Origin of the sequence: Aeromonas sp. R2-1, from assembly GCF_040908425.1 — a bacterium.
Lineage (GTDB): Bacteria > Pseudomonadota > Gammaproteobacteria > Enterobacterales > Aeromonadaceae > Aeromonas > Aeromonas caviae.
In genome coordinates this window covers 1-26,042 of sequence record NZ_JBFODR010000016.1, presented here as the reverse complement: position 1 = coordinate 26,042, position 26,042 = coordinate 1, and the positions used below count along the sequence as shown (strand labels likewise).

General features: G+C 63.2%; 27 protein-coding genes and 1 rRNA gene. 15 read left to right on the top strand and 13 right to left on the bottom strand.

Annotated features, from left to right (window positions below):
• From AB5Y80_RS03995 to clcA, 4 genes are all read right to left on the bottom strand, one after another.
• Window positions 1-83 (bottom strand): 16S ribosomal RNA (locus AB5Y80_RS03995); the annotation flags it as partial.
• A 491-nt stretch (window positions 84-574) separates the two neighbouring features.
• Window positions 575-925 (bottom strand): iron-sulfur cluster insertion protein ErpA, encoded by a 351-nt coding sequence (gene erpA, locus AB5Y80_RS03990; RefSeq protein WP_010675554.1) that lies wholly within the window; start codon window positions 923-925, stop codon window positions 575-577.
• 89 nt (window positions 926-1,014) lie between these two features.
• Window positions 1,015-1,707, bottom strand: coding sequence for a DUF6776 family protein (locus AB5Y80_RS03985; protein WP_368172538.1), 693 nt, complete (start codon window positions 1,705-1,707; stop codon window positions 1,015-1,017).
• An 87-nt stretch (window positions 1,708-1,794) separates the two neighbouring features.
• Window positions 1,795-3,189, bottom strand: coding sequence for a H(+)/Cl(-) exchange transporter ClcA (clcA, locus tag AB5Y80_RS03980; protein WP_368172537.1), 1,395 nt, complete (start codon window positions 3,187-3,189; stop codon window positions 1,795-1,797).
• Between the two features lie 209 nt (window positions 3,190-3,398).
• Here clcA and hemL point away from each other — a divergent pair, with 209 nt between their 5' ends.
• Window positions 3,399-4,685, top strand: a complete 1,287-nt coding sequence (gene hemL, locus AB5Y80_RS03975) for a glutamate-1-semialdehyde 2,1-aminomutase (protein WP_039040861.1) — start codon at window positions 3,399-3,401, stop codon at window positions 4,683-4,685.
• A gap of 200 nt (window positions 4,686-4,885) precedes the next feature.
• Window positions 4,886-5,698, top strand: a complete 813-nt coding sequence (locus AB5Y80_RS03970) for a hypothetical protein (protein WP_042016292.1) — start codon at window positions 4,886-4,888, stop codon at window positions 5,696-5,698.
• A 46-nt stretch (window positions 5,699-5,744) separates the two neighbouring features.
• Here the strand turns inward: AB5Y80_RS03970 and AB5Y80_RS03965 are convergent, their stop codons facing one another.
• Together AB5Y80_RS03965 and AB5Y80_RS03960 are read right to left on the bottom strand one after the other, a co-directional pair.
• Window positions 5,745-6,647 (bottom strand): TSUP family transporter, encoded by a 903-nt coding sequence (locus tag AB5Y80_RS03965; protein WP_368172536.1) that lies wholly within the window; start codon window positions 6,645-6,647, stop codon window positions 5,745-5,747.
• Between the two features lie 259 nt (window positions 6,648-6,906).
• A complete protein-coding gene (locus AB5Y80_RS03960; RefSeq protein WP_010675560.1) occupies window positions 6,907-7,590 on the bottom strand; it encodes a phosphatase PAP2 family protein in 684 nt (227 codons plus the stop codon).
• A gap of 193 nt (window positions 7,591-7,783) precedes the next feature.
• On the opposite strand from AB5Y80_RS03960, the gene AB5Y80_RS03955 reads away from it, so the two are divergent.
• On the top strand, window positions 7,784-8,311 hold the full coding sequence (locus AB5Y80_RS03955) for a DUF2937 family protein (protein WP_203763005.1): 528 nt from the start codon (window positions 7,784-7,786) through the stop codon (window positions 8,309-8,311).
• Between the two features lie 42 nt (window positions 8,312-8,353).
• Here the strand turns inward: AB5Y80_RS03955 and AB5Y80_RS03950 are convergent, their stop codons facing one another.
• A complete protein-coding gene (locus AB5Y80_RS03950; protein WP_039040858.1) occupies window positions 8,354-9,235 on the bottom strand; it encodes a LysR family transcriptional regulator in 882 nt (293 codons plus the stop codon).
• Window positions 9,236-9,392: 157 nt separating this feature from the next.
• On the opposite strand from AB5Y80_RS03950, the gene AB5Y80_RS03945 reads away from it, so the two are divergent.
• Window positions 9,393-9,785: a multidrug efflux SMR transporter gene (locus tag AB5Y80_RS03945; protein WP_045521922.1), complete on the top strand. Its 393-nt coding sequence runs from the start codon at window positions 9,393-9,395 to the stop codon at window positions 9,783-9,785.
• Window positions 9,773-10,093 carry an SMR family transporter gene (locus AB5Y80_RS03940; RefSeq protein WP_042016297.1) on the top strand — a complete coding sequence of 107 codons (321 nt, stop codon included), beginning with the start codon at window positions 9,773-9,775 and terminating at the stop codon, window positions 10,091-10,093. The genes AB5Y80_RS03945 and AB5Y80_RS03940 overlap by 13 nt, the downstream gene beginning before the upstream one ends.
• Before the next feature lie 89 nt (window positions 10,094-10,182).
• Here the strand turns inward: AB5Y80_RS03940 and AB5Y80_RS03935 are convergent, their stop codons facing one another.
• The 3 genes from AB5Y80_RS03935 to hrpB form a co-directional block, all read right to left on the bottom strand.
• Window positions 10,183-10,584, bottom strand: coding sequence for a VOC family protein (locus tag AB5Y80_RS03935; protein WP_010675565.1), 402 nt, complete (start codon window positions 10,582-10,584; stop codon window positions 10,183-10,185).
• Between the two features lie 42 nt (window positions 10,585-10,626).
• Window positions 10,627-12,948, bottom strand: coding sequence for a penicillin-binding protein 1B (gene mrcB, locus AB5Y80_RS03930; RefSeq protein ID WP_010675566.1), 2,322 nt, complete (start codon window positions 12,946-12,948; stop codon window positions 10,627-10,629).
• A 123-nt stretch (window positions 12,949-13,071) separates the two neighbouring features.
• Window positions 13,072-15,525: an ATP-dependent helicase HrpB gene (gene hrpB, locus AB5Y80_RS03925; RefSeq protein ID WP_323889934.1), complete on the bottom strand. Its 2,454-nt coding sequence runs from the start codon at window positions 15,523-15,525 to the stop codon at window positions 13,072-13,074.
• A gap of 184 nt (window positions 15,526-15,709) precedes the next feature.
• Between hrpB and thpR the strand changes: the two genes are divergently transcribed.
• The 9 genes from thpR to AB5Y80_RS03880 all read left to right on the top strand — a co-directional run bounded on the left by thpR (window position 15,710) and on the right by AB5Y80_RS03880 (window position 22,809).
• The gene (gene thpR, locus AB5Y80_RS03920) at window positions 15,710-16,255 is read left to right on the top strand and encodes an RNA 2',3'-cyclic phosphodiesterase (protein ID WP_368172535.1); all 546 of its coding nucleotides are present in this window, start codon (window positions 15,710-15,712) and stop codon (window positions 16,253-16,255) included.
• Complete coding sequence (gene sfsA, locus AB5Y80_RS03915; RefSeq protein ID WP_010675569.1) at window positions 16,252-16,995, top strand: DNA/RNA nuclease SfsA; 744 nt, start codon at window positions 16,252-16,254, stop codon at window positions 16,993-16,995. Before thpR ends, sfsA begins: the two co-directional genes overlap by 4 nt.
• A gap of 119 nt (window positions 16,996-17,114) precedes the next feature.
• Window positions 17,115-17,564 (top strand): RNA polymerase-binding protein DksA, encoded by a 450-nt coding sequence (gene dksA / locus AB5Y80_RS03910; RefSeq protein WP_029314801.1) that lies wholly within the window; start codon window positions 17,115-17,117, stop codon window positions 17,562-17,564.
• A 109-nt stretch (window positions 17,565-17,673) separates the two neighbouring features.
• Window positions 17,674-18,576 carry a tRNA glutamyl-Q(34) synthetase GluQRS gene (gluQRS, locus tag AB5Y80_RS03905; RefSeq protein WP_368172534.1) on the top strand — a complete coding sequence of 301 codons (903 nt, stop codon included), beginning with the start codon at window positions 17,674-17,676 and terminating at the stop codon, window positions 18,574-18,576.
• A 100-nt stretch (window positions 18,577-18,676) separates the two neighbouring features.
• Window positions 18,677-20,167 carry a polynucleotide adenylyltransferase PcnB gene (gene pcnB / locus AB5Y80_RS03900; RefSeq protein ID WP_368172533.1) on the top strand — a complete coding sequence of 497 codons (1,491 nt, stop codon included), beginning with the start codon at window positions 18,677-18,679 and terminating at the stop codon, window positions 20,165-20,167.
• A 10-nt stretch (window positions 20,168-20,177) separates the two neighbouring features.
• On the top strand, window positions 20,178-20,675 hold the full coding sequence (gene folK, locus AB5Y80_RS03895) for a 2-amino-4-hydroxy-6-hydroxymethyldihydropteridine diphosphokinase (RefSeq protein ID WP_244077658.1): 498 nt from the start codon (window positions 20,178-20,180) through the stop codon (window positions 20,673-20,675).
• 20 nt (window positions 20,676-20,695) lie between these two features.
• Window positions 20,696-21,490, top strand: a complete 795-nt coding sequence (gene panB / locus AB5Y80_RS03890; protein WP_010675574.1) for a 3-methyl-2-oxobutanoate hydroxymethyltransferase — start codon at window positions 20,696-20,698, stop codon at window positions 21,488-21,490.
• 96 nt (window positions 21,491-21,586) lie between these two features.
• Entirely contained in the window at window positions 21,587-22,441 is an 855-nt protein-coding gene (gene panC / locus AB5Y80_RS03885) for a pantoate--beta-alanine ligase (protein ID WP_010675575.1), read from the top strand.
• 20 nt (window positions 22,442-22,461) lie between these two features.
• Window positions 22,462-22,809 carry a putative quinol monooxygenase gene (locus AB5Y80_RS03880; RefSeq protein ID WP_010675576.1) on the top strand — a complete coding sequence of 116 codons (348 nt, stop codon included), beginning with the start codon at window positions 22,462-22,464 and terminating at the stop codon, window positions 22,807-22,809.
• 60 nt (window positions 22,810-22,869) lie between these two features.
• On the opposite strand, the gene AB5Y80_RS03875 is transcribed toward AB5Y80_RS03880, so the two are convergent.
• The 3 genes from AB5Y80_RS03875 to hpt all read right to left on the bottom strand — a co-directional run bounded on the left by AB5Y80_RS03875 (window position 22,870) and on the right by hpt (window position 25,200).
• A complete protein-coding gene (locus tag AB5Y80_RS03875) occupies window positions 22,870-23,643 on the bottom strand; it encodes an ABC transporter permease (protein WP_010675577.1) in 774 nt (257 codons plus the stop codon).
• The gene (locus AB5Y80_RS03870; RefSeq protein WP_045521939.1) at window positions 23,640-24,557 is read right to left on the bottom strand and encodes an ABC transporter ATP-binding protein; all 918 of its coding nucleotides are present in this window, start codon (window positions 24,555-24,557) and stop codon (window positions 23,640-23,642) included. The genes AB5Y80_RS03875 and AB5Y80_RS03870 overlap by 4 nt, the downstream gene beginning before the upstream one ends.
• 112 nt (window positions 24,558-24,669) lie before the next feature.
• Complete coding sequence (gene hpt / locus AB5Y80_RS03865) at window positions 24,670-25,200, bottom strand: hypoxanthine phosphoribosyltransferase (protein ID WP_010675579.1); 531 nt, start codon at window positions 25,198-25,200, stop codon at window positions 24,670-24,672.
• Between the two features lie 201 nt (window positions 25,201-25,401).
• On the opposite strand from hpt, the gene AB5Y80_RS03860 reads away from it, so the two are divergent.
• Window positions 25,402-26,016: a TetR/AcrR family transcriptional regulator gene (locus AB5Y80_RS03860; RefSeq protein WP_029314803.1), complete on the top strand. Its 615-nt coding sequence runs from the start codon at window positions 25,402-25,404 to the stop codon at window positions 26,014-26,016.
• The last annotated feature ends 26 nt before the right edge of the window (window positions 26,017-26,042 follow it).

The window sequence follows — 26,042 nt, the reverse complement described above, 5'->3', positions numbered from 1 at the left end:
CTACTTTCCCGCTGCCGCTCGACTTGCATGTGTTAGGCCTGCCGCCAGCGTTCAATCTGAGCCATGATCAAACTCTTCAATTTAAGTTTGGTTGCTTCGAAAAGCGGCTCAATGAATTGCTGAATTAACTGCTGCAACTTTCGTTGCTTTGGTCACTTCATCAGACATTGAAAATCAAAAATTGTTTTTGATGCTCGATGCTGTGAGTGCCCACACAGATTGCTTGATTCAAATTGTTAAAGAGCAGGGTCTGAAACTATAACCCTCACCAGCTTGCTTTGCAAGGTGGACCAGACGCGCACTGCGCCGTGCTGATGGAGGCGCATTATAGGGATATGATTCTCGCTGACAAGCGAAAACTACGTGTTTATTTGAAAAAGACGTTCAGGTGTTTAATCAACAACCAATCAGACTAAAAAGCCGTCAACAATTCATCTAAATGAGCCTGCACGCCTTCTCTATCGCTACCAATCGGTACCCGTTTTCGCCACATCAAGATCTGCATGCCAGCCACGCCAGGCATACAAAAATGAAAAGGGCCCCTCGGGGCCCTTCATATCACGCTGCTTGTAGATCAGATGGAGAAACTGGAACCGCAACCACAGGTGGTGGTGGCATTGGGGTTGGTCACGGTAAAGCGAGAGCCTTCCAGACCTTCGGTGTAATCCACACTGCCGCCGACCAGGTATTGCAGGCTCATGGGATCGATCACCATGGTGACGCCGCTCTTCTCGACCACGGTATCGCCATCATTGATTTTCTCGTCAAACGTGAAACCGTACTGGAAACCGGAGCAGCCCCCCCCAGTGATGTAGACCCGCAACTTGAGTTCGGGATTCTCTTCTTCGGTGATCAAGGTCTTTACCTTGTTGGCTGCCGCATCCGTCATCTGGATGGGCAAGGGGGCTTCTGCTACTGCACTCATTGCTGACCTCACAACCGTTACATCCACAAACATGGAAACCGCGAAATTATCCAATACCCGACCATTTAGTTCAAGTATTCACCACTCTCTTACTGTGCTGCCGGCAAGGGGGTTGGTTGAGCGATCAGAGGCTTGAGCACCTCGTTCCACTCGGCCACCAGCTCCTGGGCCGGTTGCCGTCCCTCCTTCGGGATGAGGATTCTCACCCTGTCCGGGATGAAGCCTGAGGGAAGCTGCCAATTGCCCTCCAAGAGCTGGAAGTATCGCAACGCGTAGCGTCCCTCCCCCACCTTCATGCCAAGATCCCGGCCACTGAGGATCCTGGGCTTGTCAGCCAGACTGCCTTCGAGCCGGATCTGCACCTGCCCCCGAAACAGCTCCCGCTTCTTGGCGGGTTGTGTGAGCGCCAGACGATAGTGGTAGCGACCCGGCACACTCGTCTCCTGCACTGTCAGATTGTCGATGGATACCCCCACCTGTTCGCCGGTGGGACGCATGATGCGCTCGAAGAAGGCCAGCTGACGTTTCTGCTCCTGTACCTGGGCTTCCTGATCCTTGAGCGTCTGCTGAAGTTGTTCGAAGGCGGCCTTCTGGGTCGCCAGCAGGGTCTCCCTGACGCCGAGATCCGTCTTCAGTTGTGCAATGGCCTTGCTCTGACGCTCCAACGTCTCTTGCTGCACCGTCATCAGGCTGCTCTGAGCCAGCTCCTGTCTGTTCCCGACGACATAACCGATACATGCCCCCACGGCCAGCACCACCAATAACTTCACGATTTGGGACATAAGGCCTCTTCTATATGCCGACATCAACACGGCCGGTTTCTTTTCACTATACGCGACCATGCCGGATTGATACGGATAAACAAAGAGTTAACCGGTCGCGATGCTGCTTTCACCCCGGTTTTGACGCGCAGCAAGCCGTAAAGTTCGCTCCAGGATCTGGGAATAGATAGGGCGCCCCCCCAACCATTGCGCCACCAGGGTTGCCCCTATGGTGGTGATCATCATGGGCAGGATCAGCTGATAGTTGTCGGTCATCTCGGTCACCAGCACGATGCCGGTAATGGGGGCACGCACGGTGGCGGCGAAGAGCGCCCCCATGCCGGCGATGGCAAAGGCGCCCGGTTCGATGCCGAGATCGGGAAATGCAGAGTGGAACAGGTGACCAAAGATCACCCCGAACAGGGTGCCCAGCGCCAGGGTCGGCGCAAAGACACCACCAGGGGCCCCCGAGCAAAAGCAGATGAGGGTACCCACCAGTCGCACCGAGAAGATGATGAAGAGCGTCGCCATCGCATAGTCTCCCCCCGTCAGATGCGGGATGAGCTCGATTCCCCCTCCAGTGACCGAAGGGGCGAACAGCGACAGCATGCCAAAGGTTCCAGCCACCCCCATGCCGATGATGACGAAGCGGTGGCGCTTGTTCTGATGCAATGCCAGGTAACCATCCTGACAGGCGAGCACCAGCTTGTTGAAGACGAACCCCAGCACACCAAAGCAGCCCCCCATGAAGAGAAACAGCCAGAGCGCCTTCAAGGCCGGAGCGTCGTAGTGAGGCAGCATGATGACGGGGGATTGCCCTTTCATGTTCTGCAGCATCAGGGTCGCCATGACGGCCGAAATCCCGACCGCCTTGATGGCGAGGAAGGAGTAGCGAAATTGCGGTCGCATCTCTTCCATGACAAACAGTATCCCTGCCAGCGGGGCATTGAAGGCCGCAGCGAGACCACCCGCCGCACCGGCAGCCAGCAGGGCGTGGCCATGCTCCTTGGGCAACCGGAAGATATCCGTCACCATCTTGCCGAGGTTGCCCCCTATCTGCACCGAGGGCCCCTCCCGCCCCAGCACCATGCCGGAACTCAGGGTACAGACCCCGCCAAAAAACTTCACCGGCAACACCCGCCACCAGCGTACCGGGCGCAGGTCGTCCATGGCCCCTTCAATTTCCGGGATACCGGATCCCCCCGCCTCGGGGGCAAAGGCATGAGTGAGGAAATAGCCAACCAACCCCAGCAGGGCGCTGAAACCAAAGCCGAGCAGGCCAAGCTGCCACCAGGGGCGATCAGCCAGCAAGTCGACACGCTGCTGGGCCAGCCAGTGAACGCAAGACTCGAACAATCCGCACACCAGGCCTGCCAGCAGGCCAACCAGGGCCGCCAACAGGAGCACCAGCAGCGGCATCTTGTCCCGCCGTATCAGGCGCTGCAAGACTGGAGGACGACGCAGCGAGGCCGCGTCGGCGGAAGGAATGGCTTGTTGCTCCATGGATAATCACGCTCATCTAACGAGGACCAGACACACCTCGGCCTCGGCTGCCCAGCTCTGGGCCTTTCTGCTATAGTCGGCCCGTTTCATGTATCACGGGCGAGAGTCCGGGGCGAGAGCGCAAAGCATACTCCTCCCACCATCCCCTGCCGAGCCGCAATCGGCAGCCTGCGCCCGGGTAACGACCAAAATCCCATTAAGGATGATCCATGTCAAAATCAGATCAGCTGTTTGAACAGGCCCGCCAGACCATTCCCGGTGGCGTCAACTCACCGGTCCGCGCATTCAACGGGGTCGGCGGTACACCCCGTTTCATCGATCACGCCGATGGCGCCTACCTCTATGACGTGGACGGCCAGGCCTATGTGGATTACATCGGTTCCTGGGGCCCCATGCTGCTCGGCCACAACCACCCGGCCATCAAGGCCGCGGTCATCAAGGCGGTGGAAAAAGGGCTTAGCTACGGCGCGCCGACCGAGATCGAAGTGCTGATGGCCGAGAAGGTGCGCCAGATCGTCCCCTCCATGGAGCAGGTGCGGATGGTCAACTCCGGCACCGAGGCGACCATGAGCGCCATCCGGCTGGCCCGCGGCTACACCGGTCGCGACAAGATCGTCAAGTTTGAAGGCTGCTACCACGGCCACGCCGACTCCCTGCTGGTCAAGGCCGGTTCCGGCGCCCTCACCCTGGGTCAGCCCAACAGCCCGGGCGTACCGGCCGATTTCGCCAAGCACACCTTGACCTGCGTGTTCAACGATCTGGACTCGGTGCGCGAAGCCTTTACCCAGTACGGCAGCGAGATCGCCTGTATCATCGTCGAGCCGGTCGCTGGCAACATGAACTGCATCCCGCCGGTGCCCGGCTTCCTGGAAGGGCTGCGCGCCATTTGTGACGAGTTCGGCGCCCTGCTGATCCTGGACGAAGTGATGACGGGTTTTCGCGTCTCCCTGCGTGGCGCCCAGGGCCACTACAACATCGACCCGGATCTCACCACCCTCGGCAAGATCATCGGTGCCGGCATGCCGGTGGGCGCCTTCGGCGGCAAGAAGAAGGTAATGCAGCACATAGCCCCGACCGGCCCCGTCTATCAGGCTGGTACCCTCTCCGGCAACCCGGTGGCCATGGCCGCCGGCCTCACCATGCTGGATCTGCTGCTGGAGCCGGGCCTCTATGAGCAGCTGAGCGCCAAGACCGCCCGTGTCGCCGAAGGGCTGAAAGCGGCCGCCGCCAGGCACGGCATCCCGCTTGCCATCAACTACGTGGGCGGCATGTTCGGCTTCTTCTTCACCGACGAGACCGAGATCACCCGCTACGAGCAGGTGACTCGCTGCGACATGGAACGCTTCAAGCGCTTCTATCACCTGATGCTGGAAGAGGGCGTCTATCTGGCACCGAGCGCCTACGAGGCGGGCTTCCTGTCGCTGGCGCACGGCGACAAGGAGATTGAACACACCCTGGCGGCCGCCGAGCGCAGCTTCGCCAAGCTGGCTGGCTGACAAGCCGCAAGATGTGCAGAGGGCCCCGATGGGGCCCTTTTTTGTTTGCTCGTCCCGACAAGGCACCATAGTGGTGCATCCTTAAGTCCCTCACCGGAACCTTGCCACCTGCTGGTGCGCCGCGCCGTACACGGGCTGTCATAAATCGGGCCCACAATTTGCAGGCCCCTGCTTCAGGAGCCCATTGGACCGAGGTGTATATGGCAGAGATGAGCCCCATCGATGTGCTGCGGCGCTATCAGGAGTACGAAACCGAGCTGGCCCCCCTGCTGCTGGGGCTGCTCACCCTCCCCGAGGCGTCTCTCAAGACCTATGCCTTCGTCGAGGAGGTGAAGAGCCTGGCCCCCCAGATCAGGCCTGCCATACTGGCGCCCGTTCCGGCGGCCCAGGGGCAGCTGCGCCTGCTGGTGCAGGGCCATGGCCGGGAGCTGGAGATCAACCTGCACCAGCTGATCGCCTGGCTGATGGGGGACAGGGAGCGGCGGCGCGCCATTCCCTGGTTCAGGGCCGTCTACGTCGTCCTGAGTCTGGCCCTGTTTCTCATCGTCGGCACCCTCATCTGGCACGGGCTGGAACAGCTCTATCTGCTCCTGTGCGGCACCCAGCAGAACCGGCTCGGCGCCTTCAGCGCCATCATCTTCCTCACGCTCGCGCTGGCGGTGTTCGATCTCGGCAAGACCATCCTCGAAGAGGAGGTGCTGCTGCATAAGGACATCTTCCGCCACAGCGCCATCCGGCGCACCATTACCCGCTTTATCGCCGCCATCCTGATCGCGGTCTCCATCGAGGGGTTGCTGCTGCTGTTCAAGGGATCCCTCGGCCAGAGCGAACTGCTCTGGCCTGCGGTGGGGGTGATGGGGTGCGCCGTGGGGTTGCTGCTGGCGCTGGGGCTCTATGTGTTTCTCGGTGCCAGGGCGGAAGCCGCACTGGTCGCCTCCAGCCAGCAGACCGCTCACTCGGAGGGGGCTGCCAGAGGCATCAGAAGACGCGCCAGGACCGGGCGAGCGGGATGACATACCAACGCGGGGCGCCCGTGCAGGCGGGCCTCGCCGACGCCAGCTAGCTCGTCGCCTCTGCCAGCGCGGGCGCTGGCTGTCGCCGTGCCGCCCGCCAGGAGGCGTACATGGTCCAGGAGGTATAGATGACGATGAAGGCCACCAGCCATTTGAGCATCTCCATCTCCATGGATTTGACCAGCATGGCCGCCAGCACCACGCCGATGGGGCCGAAGATGGCCACCGCCAGCACGGCCCGCGCATCGAAAGCCCCCTTGCGAATGAAGGTCCCCGCCGAGAAGACGCTGAGAACGGCGGTGGATCCCATCATGATGGGAAAGGCCACCAGCGGGTTCATGCCGAGCAGATAGACCAGGGTCATGCAGGGGGCGAACAGGCCGATACCGACGTTCATCAGGGCTCCGAACAGGAAGTTGCCGGCAAGGGCGATCCCCAGCTTGTAACCGCTCAGCCCCATGGCCTCGCCACCGAGGGGGAAGAGCCCAAGCAGACCGGCAAAGATGAGACCGGCGACCACCAGCAGGGAGACCGCCATGACCAGCCGGATGGTCTGGCGATCAAAGGAAGCCACGTAACGGGCGCCCCAGGCCGCACCGGCCGCCGCAGCCGCCATCATGCTGATGAGGGTGACGGGATCCACGTTGACCACGCCGATGAAGATGAGAGCCTGGGTCACGGTCGGCAGCACGCACTGGCCGTTGAGGGTACCGGGCAGCACCCGATCATCGATCAACCTGAACTGCTTGTAGCAGGCGGTCTTCACCGCAAAGCTCCCCACCCCCAGGGTATCGAGAAAATTGGCCACAAAACCGATGGCCGCCACCGGCCAGAAAGGGGTGGCTTCGAGCTGGCCATGACGCCGTTTGTGCCACCAGGCACGGATCAGCATAACGAGAAAGACCAGGGCACAACCGATAAACAAGAGACGCAGAAAAGTGACAAGCATGGGGAGACCTCCAACAACGGGCGGCGATTCTAAGGCAGCGGAGGGAAAAAATCCTGGCCAGGATCATGAGACGACGGGTGCAAACGTTTGGCCGCGACTATTTTGGCTGGCAGAACCCGAATGGGGCTATCCATACTGGTTGGGAGGGCGACAGCCCGGGCTCATCGGGCGTAGTCCTGGTCATTTCGCGACGACCACAGCACCGGTGAGGCGTAAACGAAAGAAGGCGGGGTGACCCGCCTTCTTTTTTCATTCTCCGTCAGGCAATCCAGCGTGGCAGCCGGGGAGCCAGGCGGTCGATCAGGCGATCCGACACGGGAGTGAGCAACAGCAGCGGCAGGCAGATCAGGGAGAGGCAAAGAGCGCCAACATAGACGTCCGTCATCCAGTGCGCACCCGCCAGGATGCGGGGCGCCGAAAACAGGGGCACCATCACCACCGCAACCACCCCGGCCCAGCGCGGCAGATAGCGCAGAGCAAAACCGGCGAAGATCATCAGGAAGAGGGCGTGATCACCGGGGAAGCTGTCACCGGCGGAGTCCTTGGTGGGAATCGCACTGATCTCGGTCAGGCGCAGTGCTCCGTCCACCATCAAGGTGGGGCTGGGACGGCTGACCGGCAACAGATGCCCGAGCTGATTGATCACCAGGGCCCCCAGCAGCATCACGACCCCCATGGCCACCAGACGACGGCGCTCCTGCCCGTCGGCACGGAAGAAGCAACTGGCGAGGATCCCGCCCATGCAGGCCAGCGCGGCCAGATCGAACAGGCGGTTGTTGGTGATGGCCACCAGATCGGCCCAACGGGGGGAGTGGCCAATCCAGCCATTGACCAGCTGGAAGAGGGCGAGATCCCACCCATCCCAGGGGCCGTGCTCAGGCAGGGCGCCCCAACTGAAGGCGATGAGGCCCCCGGCCAGATAGAAAGGAATGAACTTGCTCATGCCGACGTGTCCTTCGAAAAACGCTCATTCTAGGCCAGCCGCAAGATGACTTGCATCACAAAAGTGTAAGAATTCGTGTAACAAAGGTATTCCATCGGCTCTTTTTTTGGCGCCACCGACCAGGTGGGCAAGCGCGCCCCCTCCTTGGCTCTCCCACCGGTTGCGGCTAGTATGGGCGCTCCCTTCGTTCAGGATGATGATGATGATGCGCAGCTACCTTCGCATGATGTTGTTTGCCCTCGGTTTGCTGGCAGGTGTACAGATCCCCGGGCTGGTCGATCTCTACTTCCAGCGGCTGGATGCCCGGCTGCAGCAGGCAGGTCTGGCGCTGGCCCCCTTCCAGCGCACGGCGGACCAGCACTTCAATGGCGATCTGCAGGCGCTGGTCGCCCATTACGGTGCCAGCCAGGATCCCGTCTTCACCCAGGATGCCACCAGCCTCCAGCAACTGGTGAACCAGCAGCAGCACCTTCAGGGGGAGATCGCCGTGCGGGAGAGCCCCTGGTACCAGCAGCTCTCCCACCTGTTGCTGCGCGCCGATCCCGCCCTCTGGCAGGATACCCTGCACAACTACGGCTATGTGGTCCCCCTCAAACAGGCCGCCATTTTCTGCGGCGTGGCGGCGGGTCTGCTGGCCTCCCTGGCGGGGGATCTGCTGCTCGGCCTCCTGCTGCTGCCATTTCGCTCCCGCCAGCGCGTCCCCCGTCACGGCCTGCGCTGATCCCCTCTCACTGCCAACCGGGGTGCCCGCCCCGGTTGGCGGCTACTCGAAGGGTTCGAGATAGGCTTCTATGGCCTTCTTCAGCCAGGCCAGCACCTTGCCGTGATGGGCGTTCTCCGACAGATAGACTCCGTAATCGCGCCACTGCAGACTGAACTTGTGCTTCAGGGTCAGCAGCTCCCCCTGGCGCAGCTGGCTCTGGATAAGGGGTGAAGGCAGCACCGCCCAGCCCAGACCATCCAGCACCGCATCCCGCATCAGTTCGAAACTCGACAACCCGATATGCTGCCCCCCGATGGGCAGCAGGCTCTTGACCGAAAACGCGTCCACATAGGAGAGGGTGACCTGGGTGTGATCGGTCAGATCCTGCTGCAACACCCGCTTCAGCCCCGCCAGCGGGTGGCTTGGCGCCACCACCATCAGGGTGCGGATCGGGTTGAGCACGTCGATGCAAAGACCGCTGCGCTCCTGTTCCTCGGTGATGAGGCCGAAAGCGGCATCCACGAACCCCTCTTCCACCAGGGCCGGCAGCTCCGGCGGTGAGGCCAGCACCAGGGAGATGCTGGTGCCCGGAAACTGGCGACGCAGCGCCCCCAGCATCTCGCGCCATACCACCTCGGGAATGGCGTCGTCCCGGGCTACCCGCAACGCCACCTCGGCACCGGAGGCATGGTGCTCGCACTTGAGCTTCAGGCTGTTGGCGGCCTGCAACAGCCGCCGACAGTCGTCCAGCACTTGCTCGCCGATTTCGGTCAGTCGGCTCTGGTTCGCCCCTCGTTCGAAAAGTTCGACGCCAAGCTCCACCTCCAGGGTTGCTATCGCCGAGCTCACGGCGCTGCGACTCTTGCCAAGTCGTCTGGCGGCATTGGCTATCGAACCACTGTCTGCTGTTTCTACAAAGAGTTGTATCTGATTTAGCTTCATGACTTCAAACTGGCGGCAGATTATTCCATCACCACCTTATCCCCTGGCCCGCCCCCAAGGCAAACTAGCAGCGACAGCTTTCTCGACGCTCAGCGATAACCTTGCCCGTTTCGGGTGCCGTTATCCTCTCATCGTCGCAGCAACAGAAGGAAACTGCATGTCATCCCGTCCCCTGCTTTTGGCCCGCCTCTTCCTGACGGGGGCCATCCTGACCGAGGTCGCCGGCACCTCCTCCATGGCCCTGATCCCAAAGAGCGAGAGCGGCTGGATCCACTATCTGCCGATGTGGCTCCTCATCACCCTCTCCTACCTGCTGCTCGCCAAGGCCGCCAGGACAATCTCCATTGGTATCGCGTTTGCGCTGTGGGAAGGGCTGGGGATCGCCCTCATCACCGCCGTCTCCGTCCTGTTCCTCGGCTACGAGCTGAGCATCCAGGAGTGGATCGGACTGGCGCTGGCCATAGTGGGGATTGTCATGGTGACCCTGGGCGAGACCCATGATGCACCAGCCCCCACCCGCCAGAGGAGGGAAGCCCCATGCACCCGTTGATCATCGTACTGGGCGCCGCCCTGCTGGATATCGGCGCCAACATGGCGATCAACCGCTCCATCGGTTTTCGCGACAAGGGGTGGGGCGTCCTCGGCATTCTGCTGGTGCTCTGTGCCTTCACTCTGCTCAGCGAGGCGGTCAGTACCGGCAAGATCGATCTGGCCGTGGCCTATGCCACCTGGGGCGCCATCGGCATCCTGGGCACCGCCCTCGGGGGCCTGCTGCTGTTCGGCGAGCGCCTCAGACCCGTCGGCTGGCTCGGCATGATGGTGATGGCGGTGGCGGTCGCCCTGCTGACCACAGCATGATCCCCTCTCCAACCCCATGAAAAAAGCCGCCCTGTTCCCAGGGCGGCCTTTTCATGGTCAAACCGATCATCCAGATTGCAACAGGCAGCCTAACGCGCTGCCTCGTACAGCTCCAGCGGCAGGCCGTCGGGGTCGGCGAAGAAGGTAAAGCGCTTGCCGGTCAGCTCGTCCACCCGCACCGGCTCCACTTCCACCCCGTGCTGCTCCAGGTGGGCGATGACCCGGTCGAGATCCGCCACCCGAAACGCCAGGTGGCGCAACCCGCACGCCTCCGGCCTGGAGGGGCGGGGCGGCGGCGCCGGGAAGCTGAACAGCTCCAGCTGGCTGCCGTCCGGCAGCGCCAGATCCAGCTTCCACGACTGGCGCTCTGCCCGCAGGGTCTCGGCAATGATGGGCAACCCCAGCACCTGGTGATAGAAGTGGCGCGAACGCGGATAGTCGCTGGCGATGATGGCCACGTGATGGATGGCCTCAAACAGGGGATGGGTCATGGCAATCCTTGCAAAACGGGCAGCCTGCGCTGCCCGTCTTCGTCAGTTGAAGAAACCGTTGAACCAGTTGTCCAGGGCATTCGCCGGGTCCGAGACCGGGCTGGCACAGCTCATGGGCTCGGCCAGACCGGCCAGCTTGGCCGGCACCTGGAGACTGCCGGGACAATCACTGGCCACCCGGGCACCGCTCGAGCGGGAGAAGTTGGCCCAGCTCACCCCTTCGGGCATCTTCAGCCCCAGGCTGTTGACCCCTCGCTGGCTCATGTAGCCGCTGAACAGCTGCAAGGCGCCACTGGCACCGGTCAGCCCGGCCGGGGTGTTGTCGTCACGGCCGACCCAGACGCTCACCAGCTCGTTGTTGTCCATCCCGGCAAACCAGGAGTCACGCAGCTCGTTGGTGGTACCGGTCTTGGCGGCCATGGTGGCCCCGGGGAACTTGGCACCGAGCGCACGGGCCGTCCCCTGGCTCACCGTCTTGGTCATGGCGAACAGAGTCAGCCAGCTTGCCTGGGGATCCGTCACTCGCTTGGCCGCTTCGTCATGCTGGTAGAGCTGGCGCCCCTCGCCATTCACCACGGCCCGGATGGCCGACAGGGGCTGGGTCAACCCCTGGTTGGCAATGGGCAGGTACATCTGGTTCACCTCCATGGGCGAGAGCGCCACCGCCCCCAGCACCAGGGACGGATAGGGCTGGATCTCCTGCTGCACACCCAGCTTGTGCAGGGTATCCACCACCTTGTCCAGGCCTATCTGCATCCCGAGGTTGACGGTCGGCACGTTGAGGGAGCTGGCAAGCGCCTCCATCAGGGGCACGCTCTGGCGGAACTTGCGGTCGTAGTTCTGCGGCGTCCAGATCTGGCCATCCTGGCCGCGAATGCGGATCGGCTGATCTTTAAGCGGCGTGCCCAGGGTCAGGCCGTTGGAGAGGCCGGTCAGGTAGACCGCCGGTTTGACCAGGGAGCCAATCTGACGGCGGGCATCCAGCGCCCGGTTGAAGCCGGCGTAGCGGGGATCCCGTCCCCCCACCATGGCGACCACCTCGCCCTTGTGCCAATCGGAGACCACCATGGCCGCCTCCAGCTTCTTCTTGCCACGCTGCTTCTCTATGGTGGCCAGACCCGACTCCACCGCCTGCTCGGCGGCGTGCTGGGCGATGGGATCCAGACTGGTGAAGATCTTGAGGCCGGACTGCTTGAGCAGATCCGGGCCGAAGCGGTTCTGGATCTCCCGCTTGAGCAGCCCCATGAAGGCCGGGGTACGGCCATAGCTCATCTGGCCGCGGGCGATGATGCCAAGGGGCTGCTTGCTGGCCAGGTCATACTCGGCCTGGGTCAGGCTGCCGTGATCCGCCAGCAGTTTCAGCACCAGATCCCGGCGCGCCTTGGCCCGGTCCGGGAAGCGCCAGGGATCGTAATAGGAGGGGCCCTTCACCATGCCCACCAGCAGGGCCACCTGATCGATGTCCAGCTCGTTGACCGGAATACCGAAGTAGAAGTAGGAGGCGAGCCCGAAGCCGTAAACCCCCTGGGAGAAGTTCTGCCCCAGATAGACCTCGTTGAGGTAGGCCTCCAGGATCTCGTCCTTGCTGTAGCGGTAGTCGATGAGCACCGCCATGTAGGCTTCCTGCAGTTTGCGCCACAGGCTGCGCTCACGGGTCAGGAAGAAGTTCTTGGCGAGCTGCTGGGTGAGCGTACTGCCCCCCTGCACGGTGCGACCCGCCAGCAGGTTGGCTGCCATGGCGCGCATGATGGCCACCGGCGAGACACCGCCATGCTGGTAGAAGTCCCTGTCTTCCGTGGTGAGCAGCGTCACCAGCAGGCTGTCCGGCACCTCGGAAAGGCGCACCAGCAGACGGTCTTCCCGATCCTCGGTGTTGAGGCGATCGAGCAGCACCGGGTCCATCTGGGCATAGCCGAGCTGACGCTGGTTCTCCAGGGACTGGATCCCCTCGAGGCGCGCCCCGTTGAAGGTGAGACGCAGGCCACGGGCGCCGTCGGCACCGTCGTGGAACTCGAACGGCCGGCGCACCAGCTCGATGCGATTGCCGCTCACCGCGTACTCACCCGGGGTATGAGGCTGACGCACCTGCTTGTAGCTCAGCATGTTGAGCTCGCGCAGCATCTGGGTCTGGGAGAGCCGCTGGCTGGGATAGAGCTCCAGCGGGCGGCTGTAGACCATCACCGGCAACTGCCACTTCTCGCCGTCGAAGCGCTCGCGCACCTTGGTGTCGAGATAGATGCCAAACACCACCATGAAGGCCGCCACCACCAGAGAGAGCTTGAAGCCCAGCCAGAACAGGGTGCGCCAGATGGTGCGTTTGGGCGCCGCCTTCTTGGGCGTGCGCTTGCGTCGTTGGGTTGCCATAAATCCTCTTGTCGTTCTCCTCGCCATCCCGCTGATGCGAGCGGCCTGCGATGCCTGTTGTGGAGGGGGACTGTGCCACCGCCATCTTGTTCTGATCGTACCGACCGATCACTGTCCCGTCGGCTACTCCTGCAATCCCATCTTCTTCTTGGTCACCCGGGTCGGCATCGCCTCCAGCGGGTTGTCCGGCCAGTAGTGACGGGGGTAGCGCCCCTTCATCTCTTTTTTCACCTGCTCATAGGATCCCGCCCAGAAGGCGGCGAGATCCGCGGTGATCTGCAAGGGGCGCTGGGCCGGGGAGAGCAGCTCCACCACCAGGGGCACCCGGCCATCGGCCACGCATGGGGTGGCACCCAGCCCGAACATCTCCTGGATGCGCACCGGGATCGCCGGCGCCTGACCCGGCTGGTAGCGGATCCGCACCCGGCTGCCGGTCGGTGCGGTGAAGTGGCTCGGCAGCGCCTCGTCCAGCCGCCTTGGCAGGGGCCAGGGCAGAGACTGGCGCAGGATGTCGCTCATGTCGAGCCGCTTCAACTGCTCCAGCCGGGTCATGCCGCTCACCGCCGGCAGCAGCCACTGCTCGAGGTCGGCCAGCAGGCTCTCCTCATCCATGGCGGGCCAGGCTTCGTCGGGCAGCCAGTCGCGGGCGCAGCGCAAGCGGGCCAGCAGCCCCTCGCTGCTCTCGTCCCAGGGCAGCACGTGCAGCCCCTTGCGCCGAATGCCCTGCAGCAGGCAGCGCCCCTTCTGTTCATCGGAGAGATCCGTCAGCGGCCGCTGGCCGAGCACCAGCTCGCCGAGCACCTGCTGGCGCTCCGCACGCACCCGTTCCTCCCGATCGTCCCAGTCGAACCACTGGCGCTCGCCGACCAGCTCGGGCAGCTGGCGCACCAGCTCATCCAGCACCACCGGCTCGGCGATGAAGATGCGGCTGCCGCGCTCGTTCTGACCCATTTCGACGGCCACGATGGCCCCCTGCCCCTGGCAGGGATGCCCTTCTACCAGATCGCAGCTCACCCCGCCACTGAGCTGATAGCGGCTGCCACTGCGCAGCTTGCCGATGCGATCGGGCCAGGCGAGGGCGCACAGCAACCCCAGCCATTGACCCTGCGGGCTGCTTGCCCGCACGCCGAGCCGCTCGAACCAGCGGGCCGCCCCCTGGCGCAGGGCGCCCTGACGGCGGTGGAACAGCACGGACAGGCGCTCCGATCCTCGCAGATCTTCTTCCAGCAGCGCCACCAGGAAAGCCGCATCGGCGACAATCCCTGTCAGACCCTCGGATTCCAGCTCCCGGGCCCGCAGCAACATGCGGGCTAGGCGGGGATGGGTGCCGAAGGCCGCCATGGCACGGCCTGCCGGGGTAAGTTGTTGCTCACCCTCCGGGGCCATGGCGCCCAGGGCAACCAGCAACCGCCGGGCGCTGGCCACGGCGGCAGGGGGCGGCATGTCCAGCAGGGGCAGCGCCTCCACCCGGGCCCCCCACTGGGCGGCGTCCATCAGCAGGCCGGTGAGCTCTTGCGTCAGGATGTCGGGGGGACTCTGCTCGGCGAGGCGCTCCTGCACCTCGCTGCTCCAGAGCCGATAGCAGACGCCGGGGCCAAGCCGCCCTGCCCGCCCCGCCCGCTGGGTGGCGGAGGCTTTGGCGATGGGCCGGGTCTCCAGCCGGGTAACGCCGCTCTTGATATCGAAGGTGGCGCGCCGCTCCAATCCGCTGTCGATGACCACGGAGATCCCCTCGATGGTGAGGGAGGTCTCCGCCACGTTGGTGGTGAGCACCAGCTTGCGGCGACCCGCAGGCACAGGCTCGATGGCCGCTTGCTGGGCCGCGAGGTCAAGACGGCCATAGAGGGGAGCCAGGGTCACATCCCCTGGCAACCGCCCTTCCAGCCACTGTGCCAGCCGCTCTATCTCCCCCTGTCCCGGCAGGAACACCAGGGCACTGCCAGCCTGACTGGCGAGCGCCTCCAGCACCACGGCGCCGACCTGGGGTTCCAGCCACTGCTGACGGTTGGCGGGGCGATAGTGGTACTCGATGGGAAAGCCGCGCCCCTCGGAGCGCACCACGGGGGCACCTGGCAGCAGGCGCTCCAGGGCCATGCCATCCAGAGTGGCGGACATCACCAGCAGCTTGAGATCATCGCGCAACCCCTGCTGGCTTTCGATGGCGAAGGCCAGCGCGGTATCGGCGTGCAGGCTGCGCTCGTGGAACTCGTCAAAGATGACGAGCGACACGCCGGTGAGCTCAGGATCCTGCTGCAGCATCCGGGTCAGCACCCCCTCGGTCACGATCTCGAGCCGGGTCTGGCTGCTGGTGCGGCTCTCCCCGCGCACTCGCAGGCCGATGCGCTCGCCCACCTTCTCCCCCAGCTGACGCGCGAGGAAGCTCGCGATGTTGCGCGCCGCGAGGCGCCTGGGCTCCAGCATGATGATGCGCCCGGGCAGCCGGTGCTGGCGCACCAGCTCCAGGGGCAGCAGGGTCGATTTGCCCGCGCCGGGGGGCGCCTGCAGGATCACGCTGGTATGGTTGTCGAGGGCTGCAAAGAGTTCGGGCAACACCGGGACGATGGGGAGGGAAGACAAAGCGATGGGCACCTTCTGTGACACTTCTGAAAAGGGGTCCATTCTGCCACAGCCTCCCGGCCATCGTAAGCGCCCCTGCCGGGCAGGGGCAGGAAGCATCAGGTGCAACACGGCAAGACATCCCGGGAGCGGCTGCCATAGAATGGCCCTTATCCGATGCCCATCACGAGGACCGACACGCCGCATGCCCAAACTCTTCTTTGCCCTGCCCCTGCCAGAGCTTGCCCCCGAGCTTGCGACCTGGCGAGACCAGCGCCCCTGGCCCGGCCAGCCGGTGCCCGAGAGCAACCTGCACCTGACCCTGGCCTTTCTCGGGGAGGCCGACGAAACGACCCAGGCTCGCCTAATCGCGGCCGCCGAGCGACAGCACTGCCCCCCTTTCAGCGTCCATCTGGATCAGACCGGCTGGTTTCAGCGCGCCAAAGCCGCCTGGGTGGGACCCGGTGAGTGGCCGAACGAGCTGACCGTGCTCGCGAGGGCGCTGCGCCGCCACGGAGAAAAACTCGGGCTGGGCAACGGCGAGCAGGGCTATCGCCCCCACGTCACCCTGTCGCGCAAGGCGGGCGAGGCCCCCGGCGAGCTGCCTGCACCGGATTTTCTGCTCAGGGCCGATCGCTTCTGCCTCTATCAATCCGTCAGCACGCCGGACGGCGTCCACTACGAACCGCTCGCCTGCTGGCCCCTGCGGGGCCGCGTCAAAAACCCGCACCGCGAGGAGCTCACCCCATGATCTTCGATCCCCCCCTGCAGTCCGGGCAGCTGATCTCCCGCTACAAGCGCTTTCTGACGGATGTCGCGCTCGACAACGGCGAGGTGATCACCATCCACTGCGCCAATACCGGCGCCATGACCGGCTGCGCCCTGCCGGGCACCCGGGTCTGGTACTCCACATCCGACAACCCCAAGCGCAAGCTGCCAAACAGTTGGGAAATCGCCGAGAGCCCGGCGGGTCACTTCATCTGCGTCAACACGGCCCGTGCCAACCAGATCGCCCGGGAGCTCATCGAACAGGGCGCCCTCGCCCCCCTGGCAGGCTATGCCAGGCTGCGCACCGAAGTGAAATACGGGGAAGAGAACAGCCGCATCGACCTGCTGCTGGAAGATGACCACAGGCCGGATTGTTACATCGAGGTGAAATCCGTCACCCTGCTCGACGAGCGGGAGCAACCCGGCATGGGGTACTTCCCCGATGCGGTCACCACCCGCGGCGCCAAGCACTTGCGTGAATTGATGGCCATGAAGGCGGCAGGGCACCGGGCCGTGCTGCTGTTCATGGTATTGCACTCCGGCATCGCGAGAATGCGCCCTGCAGCCCATATCGATCCGCACTATAGTCAGCTTGTTGAACAGGCGATGGCGGCAGGGGTTGAAATTTTATGCTATCGCCCCCATGTTGGGGTGCAGGGCATGGTGGCTCAGGATTTTATCCCATTTGAATCTGACCATATGCTACCCGAGGGCAGAGAATAAATGCAGAAGTGGGTAACATTATTGATAAGGCTTGTTTGCCTCCCGTTGACCCTTCTGCTATAGATGTCGCCCTCAATTTATGGATGGCACGGGTAGCGTGCTGAATTAGGAGACAGGGCATGCCAACAGGCGAAAACAGGAAATCTCTGGGCCCCCTGGCCATTGCGGGTGTAGAGCCTTACCAGATGAAAGCCGGTGAGGAGTACATGAATGACCAACAGAAGGTACATTTTCGCAAGATCCTGGGAGCCTGGCGCAACCAACTGATGCAGGAAGTTGACCGCACCGTCGACCACATGAAGGATGAGGCTGCCAACTTCCCGGATCCCGTGGATCGCGCCGCGCAAGAAGAAGAGTTTGCTCTCGAACTGCGCACCCGCGACCGTGAACGCAAGCTGATCAAGAAGATCGAGAAAACCTTGCTGCTGCTCGAAGAAGATGACTTCGGTTACTGCGAGCATTGCGGCATCGAGATCGGCATCCGCCGTCTGGAAGCCCGTCCGACCGCAGACCTCTGCGTGGACTGCAAGACGCTGGCCGAGATCAAGGAAAAACAGATGGCTGGCTGATGCCGCCCATCCACAGAAACGAAAAGGGAGCCCAGGCTCCCTTTTTTATTGAGCTTTTGGTCGGGCCGTCCCAGAATGCAGCCTCAATGCATCGCCTACCCGAATTGCCATGGTCATGACATCCCCCTCCTCCCGACGCCCCTATGTGGGCCGCTTCGCCCCCTCACCGTCCGGTCCGCTCCACTTCGGATCCCTGGTCGCCGCCCTTGGCAGCTTCTTGCAGGCCAGGGCACAGCAGGGACGCTGGCTGGTGCGTATCGAAGACATCGACCCCCCGCGGGAGATGCCGGGAGCCGCTGACCTTATCCTCACCACCCTGGAGGCACACGGTCTTGGCTGGGATGGGGAGGTGATGTTACAAAGCGCGCGCCATGGCCGCTATGACGAGATCATCGATCAGCTCTATCGGGCCGGGGATCTCTACTGGTGCCGCTGTACCCGGCGCGAAATCATGGCGAGCGGCGGTTTTTACAACGGCCATTGCCGCGCCCTGGGGCTGACCGCAGAGGGGTGTGCCGCCCGTTTGCGCCAGCACCACCCGGTCTATCGGTTCGAGGATGCGCTTCAGGGAGAGATCACCGTCCCTGCGGCGCTGGCGGAGGAGGACTTCATCGTGCGCCGCCGGGACGGGCTCTACGCCTACAACCTGGCGGTGGTGGTGGATGACATGGACAGCGGCATCACCGAGATCGTCCGCGGCGCCGATCTGCTGGAACCCACGGTGCGCCAGATTGCCCTCTACCAGACTCTGGGGGCTGCCGTCCCCGATTGGGTGCACCTGCCGCTGGCGGTGCAAGCGGATGGCAACAAGCTCTCCAAGCAGAACCATGCGCCGGCGCTGTCGCAGGACGAGGTACGACCGGCCCTGTGGCAGGCGCTGCACTTTCTCGGTCAGTGCCCGCCGCCCGAGCTGATGGCGAGCCGGATCGACGAGATCATCGGCTGGGGCATCGCCCACTGGCAGCTGGCCCGGGTGCCCCGCCAGCAGAAGATCCCGCAAGGGCAAAGCTAGCCCCGGCTGCATTTCTTGCCCCAAAAGGACCAATCAAGGGGAAGCAGGCCACACCGTTTCTCATTTGGTTGGGGCTGAGCTATGATAGGCCGCTATTTTTTTGGCCTCCCGTCAATTTGAAGTCATAACGAGGTGTACCATTTTTTCCCAGATCGCAAACTTTTGCCGCAAAGTGCTCGGCAAGGAAGACGGCGAGCAGTCGGTGGAGTCCCCCATTCCGGCCCGTGTCGCCGGACAGCGCCGTACCTTGAGCCGTGACCAGCACCCGATTTCGCGCAAAGAGATCAGCGAGAATGCCCTCAAGGTGCTCTATCGCCTGAACAAGGGGGGCTATGAGGCCTACCTGGTCGGCGGCGGTGTCCGTGACCTGCTGCTCGGGAAGACCCCCAAGGATTTCGACATCGCCACCGACGCGACGCCGGAGCAGATCAAGGCGCTGTTCAGCAACTGCCGCCTGATTGGCCGCCGTTTCCGCCTGGCCCACATCGTCTTTGGTCGTGACGTGATCGAAGTGGCCACCTTCCGGGGTCACCACCATCAGGTCAATACCAGCAAGCATGTGTCGGCCCAGTCCGATGAAGGCATGCTGCTGCGGGACAACGTCTACGGCACCATCGAAGAGGATGCCGAGCGTCGCGACTTTACCGTCAACGCCCTCTACTACAGCGCCAAGGATTTCACCCTGCACGATTTCGAGGGTGGGCTGGAAGACCTGGCCGCGCGCAGACTGGAGCTGATTGGCGACCCCGAGACCCGCTACCGGGAAGATCCGGTGCGCATGCTGCGCGCCGTGCGCTTCGCCGCCAAGCTGGACATGACCATCAGCCCGCGTACCGCCGCCCCCATCCGGGAGCTGGCCCCGCTGCTGCAGGACATCCCGGCCGCCCGCCTGTTCGAAGAGACCCTCAAGCTGTTCCTGGCGGGGGACGGTCTGGCCACCTACAAGCTGCTGCGGGAATACGGGCTGTTCCAGCCGCTGTTCCCCCAGGTAGCCGCCCTGTTCACCCCCCACGGCAACTCGCCCTACGAGCAGTTCATCGAGCAGGCGCTGATGGACACCGATACCCGGGTCCGTGAAGAGAAGCGCGTCACCCCCGCCTTCCTCTACGCCACCCTGCTGTGGGGCGCCGTCGAGGCCCGCGGCCGCGTGCTGGAAAACGAGAGCGGTCTGCCCTGGTACGATGCCTTCATGCTGGCCGTCAACGAGGTGCTGGACAACCAGGTGCGGATCATCGCCGTGCCGCGCCGCTTCACCACGGACGTGCGCGACATCTGGGCCCTGCAGCAGCGCCTGACCCGCCGCCAGGGCAAGCACCCCGAGCGCGCCATGGAGCACCCGAAATTCCGTGCGGCCTTCGACTTCCTGTTGCTGCGCAACCGGGTCGAGCGCGGCCTCGGCGAGCTGGCGAGCTGGTGGGAGCGCTATGTGGCCTCCAACCCGGACGTACGCCCGCAACTGCAACGGGAGGCGACCCGCCGCCCGGCGAGCGGCGAGCGCGCCGACTCCCGCAGCGGTGATGGCGAGAAGCGCAGCGGCAATGGCCGCAACCGCCGTCGCCCCCGTCGCCGCAAGCCGAAGTCGGCAGAGTAAGGATCCGCCGATGATCGAGGTCTTCGTCGCCATCGGCTCCAACCTGGCCGACCCCCTCGGCCAGGCTCGTCGCGCCATCGCCGCGCTGGCGACCCTGTCCGAGTCCAAGCTGCTGCAGACCTCCCACCTTTACGGCAGCCGCCCCATGGGCCCTGCGGATCAGCCGGACTACGTCAATGCCGTGGCGCGCCTTGCCACCCGCCTCAGCCCTCTGGCGCTGCTGGACGAACTGCAGCGCATCGAGCAGGCACAGGGGCGAGTGCGCAAGGATGAGCGCTGGGGCCCCCGGACCCTGGATCTCGATCTGCTGCTGTACGGCGACGAGGTCATCCGGCATGAGCGCCTGACGGTGCCTCACTATGGCATGAAGGAGCGGGAGTTCGTCCTGCTGCCCCTTGCCGAGATAGCCCCCTCCCTGGTGCTGCCCTGCGGCACCCCGCTCACCGAACTGGTTGCCCGCTGCCCGCGCAATGGACTCGCGATCCTGGCCGGTGCAGCAGGCGAGTAGAGAAGAGTAGGAACAACGTAATGAGCAAGATCACCACTACCCACCTGCAGAAGATGAAGCAGGACGGACAGAAAATCACCGCCATCACCGCCTATGACGCCACCTTCGCCAAGCTGTTCGACGACGAGGGCGCCCAGGTGCTGCTCATCGGCGACTCCCTCGGCATGGTATTGCAGGGCGGAGACGACACCCTGGCGGTCAGCATGGACGAGATGGTCTATCACACCCGCTGCGTGGTGCGCGGCACCACCAATGCCCTGGTGGTGACCGACATGCCGTTCATGAGCTACGCCACCCCGGAGCAGACCTACCAGAACGCGGCGCGCCTGATGGCGGCCGGTGCCCGCATGGTGAAGATGGAAGGGGGGGACTGGCTGTGTGACTCCATCCGCCACCTCACCCGTAACGGGGTGCCGGTGTGCGGCCATCTCGGCCTGACCCCGCAATCCGTCCACGTGTTTGGCGGCTTCAAGGTGCAGGGGCGCGACGAGTTCCACGCCCAGGAGATCTACCGCCAGGCGCTGGAGCTGCAAGCGGCCGGCATCCAGTTGCTGGTGCTCGAGTGCGTGCCCGTCTCTCTGGCAGAGCGCATCACCAAGGCGCTGCGCATTCCGGTGATCGGCATCGGTGCCGGCCCTGCCACCGACGGCCAGATCCTGGTGATGCACGATGCCTTCGGCATCACCTCCGGTTATGTGCCCAAGTTCACCAAGAACTTCCTGGCAGAGACCGGTGACATGCGTGCCGCCATTCGTCTCTATGTGAAGCAGGTGAGCGAGGGAACCTTCCCCGGCCCCGAGCACTGCTTCAACTGACTTTCTGTCGTCATGCGAGCGGGGGCCTGTGCCCCCGTCTCGCCCTCCCCCCTGACGACCCCCTCTTTTATTGATTCATCTGAAGGTGAACTGACGATGTTGGTTGTGAACAATCCCGCCGCGCTGCGCGAGCAGATCGGTCAATGGCATCGCGAAGGCCGCGCCATCGCATTCGTGCCCACCATGGGCAATCTGCATCAGGGTCATCTCACCCTGGTCGAGGAGGCCCGCCGCCATGGCGACAAGGTGGTGGTCAGCATCTTTGTGAACCCCTTGCAGTTCGACAAGGCCGAGGATCTCGCCAACTACCCCCGCACCCTGGAGCAGGATTGCGCCGCCCTGGAGGCCGCCGGTGTGGACCTGGTCTTCACCCCGACGCCGGAGATCATGTATCCCCAGGGGCTCGCCAGCCAGACCTTCGTCGAGGTGCCCGGCATCTCCAGCCTGCTGGAAGGGGCGCTGCGTCCGGGGCATTTTCGCGGGGTCAGTACCGTGGTCACCAAGCTGTTCAATCTGGTACAGCCGAACGTGGCCTGCTTTGGCGAGAAGGATTACCAGCAGCTCGCGCTCATTCGCAAGATGGTGGCCGACATGGCCATGCCCATCGAGATCGTGGGCGTGCCGACCGTGCGGGCCGAAGACGGGCTGGCCCTCTCTTCGCGCAACGGCTATCTGACCGCTGCCGAACGGGCCATCGCCCCCGAGCTCGCGCGCACCATGAACTGGATTGCCGAGCAGATTGAAGCGGGGAACAGTCACCTCCCCTCCCTGGTTGCCCAGGCCAGCCAACGCCTCGACAACGCGGGATTCAGGACGGATGCCATCGACATCGTCGATGCCGACACCCTGGAATCCGCCAGCGCCGAGAGCCAGCGCCTGGTGATCCTGATGGCCGCCTATCTGGGCAAGGCCCGCCTCATCGACAACCGGGTCGTCGCCCTGCGGGGTTGAGACACGGCAAGGAGACCACGATGTCCAAGAAGGTTTACTGCATCGCCCAGTTCCAACCCAAGCCGGGCCAGGAGCAGGCCCTGTTCCGCGTCCTGCAAGGGCTCGAACCCGACACCCTGCGTGAAGATGGCTGCCTGCAGTACATCGTCACCCGCCATATCCAGAGCCCCTTTGCCGAGGGGGAGAGCTTCCCCATCGTCTTCAACGAGATCTGGCGCGACATGGCGAGCTTCGAGGCCCACTGCCAGCGCGCCGGTATCAAGGCCTTCTTCGAGCGCTACTGCCTCGCGGATGATGGCCTCGCGGCCAAGTGGAACGTCTGCGTCTACAGCGACGAGCCCGCGGACTACGATGCCCCGGCCCTCTGAGACCGACATGTGCAAATAAAAAGGCGCCCGAGGGCGCCTTTTTGCTGGCAGGTGCGCGCCTCAGTGGCGCAGACCGGTGCCGCGGGAGATGAGCCACCAGGCCATCCCGTAGAGCACCAGGATGAAGCCGATGATGATGAGATAGGCGGTGCCGAGGGGCACGTCGGAGATCCCGAGGAAGCCGTAGCGGAACGCATTCACCATGTAGATGATGGGGTTCACCTGGGAAACCCCCTGCCAGAACGGCGGCAGCAGGGTGATGGAGTAGAAGACGCCCCCCAGATAGGTCAGGGGAGTCAGGATGAAGGTCGGGATGATGCTGATGTCATCGAACGACTTCGCGAACACCGCGTTGATGAGCCCCCCCAGGGAGAAGAGGATGGAGGTGAGCAGCACGGTCACGCAGACGCTGAACAGGTGATGGATCTGCAGCGGCACGAAGAACAGCGACACCAGGGTGACGATGAGGCCGACACAGAGGCCGCGCGCCACGCCACCGCCCACATACCCCGCGATGATGATGTAGTTGGGCACCGGCGCCACCAGCAGCTCCTCCACGTTGCGCTGGAACTTGGCGCTGTAGAAGGAGGAGGCGACGTTGGAGTAGGAGTTGGTGATGACCGACATCATGATGAGGCCGGGCACGATGAACTCCATGTAGCTGAAGCCACCCATGTCACCGATGCGCGAGCCGATGAGGTTGCCGAAGATGACGAAGTAGAGGCTCATGGTGATGGCGGGCGGCACCAGGGTCTGGATCCAGATCCGGGTGAAGCGGCTCACTTCCTTGGCCAGAATGCTCTTGAAGGCGATGTAATAGGTCATGGGGTTCATGCTTTGCGACCCTCCTCTACCAGATTGACGAACAGCTCTTCCAGCCGGTTCGCCTTGTTGCGCATGCTGAGCACCTTCACCCCCTGGGCGGAGAGCTGCTCGAACAGGCTGTTGAGGGACTGGCTCTTCTCCAGCTCCACTTCCAGGGTGTTCTCATCCTGCATCCGGCCGTTGAACTCGGGCAAGGCCGGTACGCTGGAGCCCGGCACCAGATCCAGCAGGAAGGTCTCGCGACCCAGCTTGCCGAGCAGGCTCTTCATGCTGGTGTTCTCGATGAGGCGGCCCTTGTCGATGATGCCGATATTGCGGCACAGCATCTCGGCCTCTTCCAGGTAGTGGGTGGTCAGGATGATGGTCACCCCCTGCTCGTTGAGATCCTTGAGGAAACTCCACATGGAACGGCGGATCTCGATGTCCACCCCGGCGGTCGGCTCATCCAGGATCAGCAGCTTGGGCTCATGCATCAGGGCGCGGGCAATCATCAACCGGCGCTTCATGCCACCGGAGAGAGTGCGGGCCGCCATGTCGCGCTTGTCCCACAGATCGAGCTGGCGCAGGTACTTCTCGGCGCGCACCTTGGCCTCGGCCCGCGGCACTCCATAGAAACCGGCCTGGTGAGTCACTATCTGGCTCACCTTCTCGAACTGGCTGAAGTTGAACTCCTGGGGCACCAGGCCGAGCTGGGACTTGGCCAGCTCCAGATCGGTATCGATGTCATGACCGAATACCTTCACCTTGCCGGCACTCTTGTTGACCAGTGAGCTGATCACGCCGATGGTGGTGGATTTGCCCGCCCCGTTGGGACCGAGCAGGGCGAAGAAATCCCCCTGTTTGACGGTGAGATCGATGCCCTTGAGGGCTTCGACGCCCCCCTGATAGGTCTTCTTCAGACCGCTGATTTCCAATGCGTTCATTGCAACCCCTGTGATGGATGAGCCCATCTCGAGACAGAAAAGGCGGCTGTGACGCCGCCTGAAGACAGTCGATGGCGGGCCGGCCAGCCTGCCTTGCTACTTCGGACCCGGCTTACTCTTGCGGTACCACCTTGCCAATGAAAGGCAGGTTACGGTACTTCTGGGCGTAGTCAATGCCACAGCCCACCACGAACTCGTCCGGGATGGAGAAGCCAAGCCAGTCCACCGGCACCTGAACCTCGCGGCGGGACGGTTTGTCCAGCAGGGTGCAGATGGCCAGGGATTTCGGCTCGCGCAGGGAGAGGATCTCGCGCACCTTGTTGAGGGTGTAACCGGTGTCGATGATATCCTCCACGATCACCACGTCCTTGCCTTTGATATCGTCATCCAGATCCTTGAGGATGCGCACGTCACGGGTGCTGTGCATGCCGGAGCCGTAGCTGGAGGCAGTCATAAAGTCCAGGGTGATGGGCAACTGGCACTGACGGCAGAGATCCGCCAGGAAGACGCAGGAGCCGCGCAACAGGCCGATCATGACCACTTCCTCGGAGCCCTGGTAACGGGCGGTAATCTCTTCACCCAGCGTGGCGATCCGGGCTGCAACCTCGGCCTCGGGGATCATCACCTCGACAATGTGTTTCATCACATACTCCAATAATGACCAAAGGGTTATTGGCCGTTCATTAACGTCAAAACCGAGGATTCTACCACTCCAACCAGTGGGCGTCAGGCATACGTGATGCTTTTATCGGCTTATTTTAATTGATAGAGTTAGCAAGCCTTCGGGCATTATCGGTGACAATACTATAAACACCATAATCAATAACTATTAGATGAAAAAACTATGGAACCACGCGCAGAAATAAGACGTCGAACCCGGCTTTCGCCGGAGGCTCGCCGTGATCAATTGATGGAGTGTGCCGTCGAGGTATTTTCCCGTCGCGGCATCGGCCGTGCGGGGCATGCCGAGATAGCCGAACAGGCAAAGGTCTCGGTTGCGACCGTTTTTAACTATTTCAATACTCGTGAAGATCTGGTCGACGAAGTGCTGACAGAAATCGAAGCCTTCGTACAGCAGATCCTCGAACAGGCTTACAACGGTCAGGGCTCCGCCAGGGAGAGCATTCACCGCCACGTGAAGCTGTTCGTTGACGCCGCCTATGACAAGCCCGATCACGCCAGCATCTGGCTGGAGTGGAGCTCCTCGGTACGGGAAGAAGTGTGGCCTCGCTACACCCGGCTGCTGGACAAGGCGCTGGAGCGCATTGCCCCCCACCTGCAACGGGCCATCGACAACGGCGAGATCCAGAGCGTGCTGTCGGCGCAGGATCTGGCCCGCTCCTTGACCGGTTTTGGCTATGTGATGATGCAGATGATCAATCAGCCACAGCGTCCGAGCCGGGAAGAGGTGACGGATTTCCTGTTCAAGTACGTGACGGCCCCCATCCAGGCCAGCTGACTCGCGCAGATGTTGACAAAGCGGCG

Coding starts and splice junctions, on each gene's coding strand:
- clcA (WP_368172537.1), bottom strand. CDS start 3,189: ATGGAGCAACAAGCCATTCCTTCCGCCGACGCGGCCTCGCTGCGTCGT.
- AB5Y80_RS03970 (WP_042016292.1), top strand. CDS start 4,886: ATGGCAGAGATGAGCCCCATCGATGTGCTGCGGCGCTATCAGGAGTAC.
- AB5Y80_RS03985 (WP_368172538.1), bottom strand. CDS start 1,707: ATGTCCCAAATCGTGAAGTTATTGGTGGTGCTGGCCGTGGGGGCATGT.
- panB (WP_010675574.1), top strand. CDS start 20,696: ATGAGCAAGATCACCACTACCCACCTGCAGAAGATGAAGCAGGACGGA.
- AB5Y80_RS03960 (WP_010675560.1), bottom strand. CDS start 7,590: ATGAGCAAGTTCATTCCTTTCTATCTGGCCGGGGGCCTCATCGCCTTC.
- sfsA (WP_010675569.1), top strand. CDS start 16,252: ATGATCTTCGATCCCCCCCTGCAGTCCGGGCAGCTGATCTCCCGCTAC.
- erpA (WP_010675554.1), bottom strand. CDS start 925: ATGAGTGCAGTAGCAGAAGCCCCCTTGCCCATCCAGATGACGGATGCG.
- hpt (WP_010675579.1), bottom strand. CDS start 25,200: ATGAAACACATTGTCGAGGTGATGATCCCCGAGGCCGAGGTTGCAGCC.
- AB5Y80_RS03875 (WP_010675577.1), bottom strand. CDS start 23,643: ATGAACCCCATGACCTATTACATCGCCTTCAAGAGCATTCTGGCCAAG.
- thpR (WP_368172535.1), top strand. CDS start 15,710: ATGCCCAAACTCTTCTTTGCCCTGCCCCTGCCAGAGCTTGCCCCCGAG.
- dksA (WP_029314801.1), top strand. CDS start 17,115: ATGCCAACAGGCGAAAACAGGAAATCTCTGGGCCCCCTGGCCATTGCG.
- panC (WP_010675575.1), top strand. CDS start 21,587: ATGTTGGTTGTGAACAATCCCGCCGCGCTGCGCGAGCAGATCGGTCAA.
- gluQRS (WP_368172534.1), top strand. CDS start 17,674: ATGGTCATGACATCCCCCTCCTCCCGACGCCCCTATGTGGGCCGCTTC.
- mrcB (WP_010675566.1), bottom strand. CDS start 12,948: ATGGCAACCCAACGACGCAAGCGCACGCCCAAGAAGGCGGCGCCCAAA.
- AB5Y80_RS03965 (WP_368172536.1), bottom strand. CDS start 6,647: ATGCTTGTCACTTTTCTGCGTCTCTTGTTTATCGGTTGTGCCCTGGTC.
- AB5Y80_RS03860 (WP_029314803.1), top strand. CDS start 25,402: ATGGAACCACGCGCAGAAATAAGACGTCGAACCCGGCTTTCGCCGGAG.
- AB5Y80_RS03940 (WP_042016297.1), top strand. CDS start 9,773: ATGCACCCGTTGATCATCGTACTGGGCGCCGCCCTGCTGGATATCGGC.
- AB5Y80_RS03950 (WP_039040858.1), bottom strand. CDS start 9,235: ATGAAGCTAAATCAGATACAACTCTTTGTAGAAACAGCAGACAGTGGT.
- AB5Y80_RS03880 (WP_010675576.1), top strand. CDS start 22,462: ATGTCCAAGAAGGTTTACTGCATCGCCCAGTTCCAACCCAAGCCGGGC.
- AB5Y80_RS03955 (WP_203763005.1), top strand. CDS start 7,784: ATGATGATGATGATGCGCAGCTACCTTCGCATGATGTTGTTTGCCCTC.
- AB5Y80_RS03870 (WP_045521939.1), bottom strand. CDS start 24,557: ATGAACGCATTGGAAATCAGCGGTCTGAAGAAGACCTATCAGGGGGGC.
- hemL (WP_039040861.1), top strand. CDS start 3,399: ATGTCAAAATCAGATCAGCTGTTTGAACAGGCCCGCCAGACCATTCCC.
- AB5Y80_RS03935 (WP_010675565.1), bottom strand. CDS start 10,584: ATGACCCATCCCCTGTTTGAGGCCATCCATCACGTGGCCATCATCGCC.
- AB5Y80_RS03945 (WP_045521922.1), top strand. CDS start 9,393: ATGTCATCCCGTCCCCTGCTTTTGGCCCGCCTCTTCCTGACGGGGGCC.
- folK (WP_244077658.1), top strand. CDS start 20,178: ATGATCGAGGTCTTCGTCGCCATCGGCTCCAACCTGGCCGACCCCCTC.